This window comes from Pseudoalteromonas sp. SG44-1 (assembly GCF_014164315.1).
GTDB classification, from domain to species: Bacteria; Pseudomonadota; Gammaproteobacteria; order Enterobacterales; family Alteromonadaceae; genus Pseudoalteromonas; species Pseudoalteromonas rhizosphaerae.
Genome location: NZ_JACJEW010000137.1, coordinates 1 through 2,567, shown reverse-complemented (window position 1 = coordinate 2,567; position 2,567 = coordinate 1). Strand labels below are relative to the sequence as shown.

4 protein-coding genes are annotated in these 2,567 nt (G+C 39.3%); all 4 read right to left on the bottom strand.

The window, feature by feature from the left end; all coding sequences use genetic code 11:
• Positions 1-222: 222 nt before the first annotated feature.
• The 4 genes from H5187_RS23130 to H5187_RS23115 all read right to left on the bottom strand — a co-directional run bounded on the left by H5187_RS23130 (position 223) and on the right by H5187_RS23115 (position 2,473).
• Positions 223-630: a GFA family protein gene (locus H5187_RS23130; RefSeq protein WP_182718283.1), complete on the bottom strand. Its 408-nt coding sequence runs from the start codon at positions 628-630 to the stop codon at positions 223-225.
• Positions 631-717: 87 nt separating this feature from the next.
• Positions 718-966: a TIGR03643 family protein gene (locus H5187_RS23125; protein WP_145241233.1), complete on the bottom strand. Its 249-nt coding sequence runs from the start codon at positions 964-966 to the stop codon at positions 718-720.
• 50 nt (positions 967-1,016) lie between these two features.
• Positions 1,017-1,394: a VOC family protein gene (locus tag H5187_RS23120; protein ID WP_182718282.1), complete on the bottom strand. Its 378-nt coding sequence runs from the start codon at positions 1,392-1,394 to the stop codon at positions 1,017-1,019.
• 83 nt (positions 1,395-1,477) lie between these two features.
• Positions 1,478-2,473, bottom strand: coding sequence for a fatty acid desaturase (locus H5187_RS23115; RefSeq protein ID WP_182731806.1), 996 nt, complete (start codon positions 2,471-2,473; stop codon positions 1,478-1,480).
• Positions 2,474-2,567 lie beyond the last annotated feature (94 nt).

Below are 2,567 nucleotides of genomic sequence, written 5' to 3'. Positions count from 1 at the left end.
CAGCTAAAAGCAGAAACAAGCTTTAATAAAGGCATGCCCGCAAAACAGAAAAAAGCTATGCGCAGTACAGGTTACCTTGAAAAGGTATTGAAATCATAGGCTTTTTTCATGCTCTTGCCCTGGCTATTAAAGCAGATATAAACGTAGCAATGCGCGCTAATTTATCTTTTGCAAAATTGTTAGAGCGCGCATAGTAGTAATATACATTACGAAATTAGACGCTTAAGGCACAGTATCAAAGCCAGTTATAGTGTTTAGCTCTTTTAACCAAGATGGGCTTGAACGACACCAAATTTGTGCTTTAGGAATAAGTTGCTCACGCTGCTCAATAGCCCCAATACGTAGGCCATAAATTTTATCGCCATCACCGACTGACGTTGCATACAAAGAGGTGCCGCAATTACCACAAAATCCCTGTGCACGCTTATTACCACTTTCGGCTGTTTTTATATATTCTTTCGGCGCAGCTGCAGTAAACGTAACCGCGTTAGGATGTGATATAACCACAGTGCGAAATGGGGAACTTGCGATAATTTGGCAATCAGTACAATGACAATTTATTACTTTATTTTCATCAACTTCAGCATGGTAAGTAACCTCACCACAATGACAACGTCCGGTAATTTGCATTTAAGATCCCTACATAGAATTTTAACTAACTAAAGTGGTATCACTTTACGCCAACTTCCCTTGTATTTTCAACAAACGTTTAGGTCATTAACGGTTTTTATACTGGGTTTTACAGTGGCTGCGCATAATAGCGGGATTGCGTAATTTTAAATGTTTTGTTGTACGGCCAGCATGGCGCTTGCGCCAGACTTTAAACGAACCCGATGAGATATTGTCGCGCATAAAACTAACTAACTGGGAATGATTTAAACCATAAAGGTTTTCAATGGCTTCAAATGGCGTGCGATCTTCCCATGCCATCTCGATAATTCTAGACACTTGGCTACTATCAAACATAACAGACTCTTCTACAAAATATCTTTATACCCGACATAGCAAGAATACGATCAATCTGTAACTTCAACTCGCCATGATGGATTCAGCCGATTACACCCCGCCCAATAAAGTTTAATTTTATTGCCTGATGGGTCTTTTAACACCGCTTCTCGCCATAAATAACGCTGCACGGTGATCACTGATTCAAACTCAAAGCCCTTAGCTTTTAAGGAGGCGACCCACTTTTCTAGTTCTGCGCTTTCAAAATATATAACCGCACCATTACTAAACACATCATCAGTTAATAATAAAGAAAATGTAGCTTTATTAGGGCACTCAAAGCGTGAGTAATGATCCGTTTTTACAATTTGTGTAAAGCCCATGGCCAGGTAAAATTGATTTGCTTTTTCGATGTCACAGACAGGTAAAGTGATTTGATTAAGGTTCATAGTCGTTACCTAAATATTGAGTTAGATAACGACTTTAAAACCTTAACTTAACTTGAGGTCAATTAGTAATTTGTATCTTGATATTAAGAAGCTTGATAGCGATTTGCTTGTTTGATGCTAGCAAAATCGTTAAAGCGAACACCGTGTTTTTTCATTACCTCAAGTACTTTCTTGCTGATCATTTGGCGTAAATAAAACGGTTGATTCGGCACAAAATGGTGGATCGTATGGGTATGGCCAAAGTTAAAACAAAACAAGTTAAACGGTGCGAACAAGCGACTCGTTAAAACATGCGTTTGCTCCAGCATGTTATTAACGCCGCCATAGTAATGCATTGATGAAGTCACAAAATTTAATGAACTTGAACGCACAATATTAGGCACAATCAACACCACCATTAAAAACTCAAACACCGCCATAGTGTCCAGCAACAACGCCGGCGAATTAGCCGCAAGTGGGGTAAATAAATCAACTAAATGGAACACAATTACGCTGTATAAAATAGCAAAGTACGCTGTGGTAACCGGAAACCCTGCGTTAAATACCTTAAAAAAGCTAAACCCTTTGATTTCTTTACTAAAACGTTTAGCGTTAATTAACAAGCCGAGTAAGCCATCAACAATTACCAACGCCCGTAACAATGGCTTTTTAATGCCATTACCCACTAAGCGCTCTTCTAAGTCTTGCTCAGTACCCGACACTTTATGATGATGTAAATGCATTTTACGGCGATACCATGGGCTAATAGTATTTGGGCGCATTAGCCACACTGTTAGCATCATAAAGTTATGTAGAAAAGGCTGGTTACTAAAGTACTGTTTATGGATCAGGTCGTGTTCAAGCTCGTGGGAAATTGACGCTGCAATGGCTGCTAAAATAATACATAGCCACGCAGGGATAATAGCGAAGTAATAAAGTGCACCAACCCCAATTAACGCACTGAGTGATAATAATAAAATAGCCATCCCGATAGTATTTTGATGGGCTAATAACGGGTGCTTTTGACGAAGCTTAGCTTCTTCAGCTTTAATCGCCTTAACAATGGCTTGAATATTTTCCTTAGCACTTAACGTGGTCATAAATAGCAACTGATAATCAAAGTTGCGCAAATGATACCCGAATAAATAAAAAGCTGCTAGAGCAACGAGCAACGAGCAACGAGCAACGAGCAAC

What these genes read in the sequence shown, in the direction of transcription:
- H5187_RS23120 (WP_182718282.1), bottom strand. Translation starts at nt 1,394, where the DNA reads ATGAACCTTAATCAAATCACTTTACCTGTCTGTGACATCGAAAAAGCA.
- H5187_RS23115 (WP_182731806.1), bottom strand. Translation starts at nt 2,473, where the DNA reads ATGACCACGTTAAGTGCTAAGGAAAATATTCAAGCCATTGTTAAGGCG.
- H5187_RS23125 (WP_145241233.1), bottom strand. Translation starts at nt 966, where the DNA reads ATGTTTGATAGTAGCCAAGTGTCTAGAATTATCGAGATGGCATGGGAA.
- H5187_RS23130 (WP_182718283.1), bottom strand. Translation starts at nt 630, where the DNA reads ATGCAAATTACCGGACGTTGTCATTGTGGTGAGGTTACTTACCATGCT.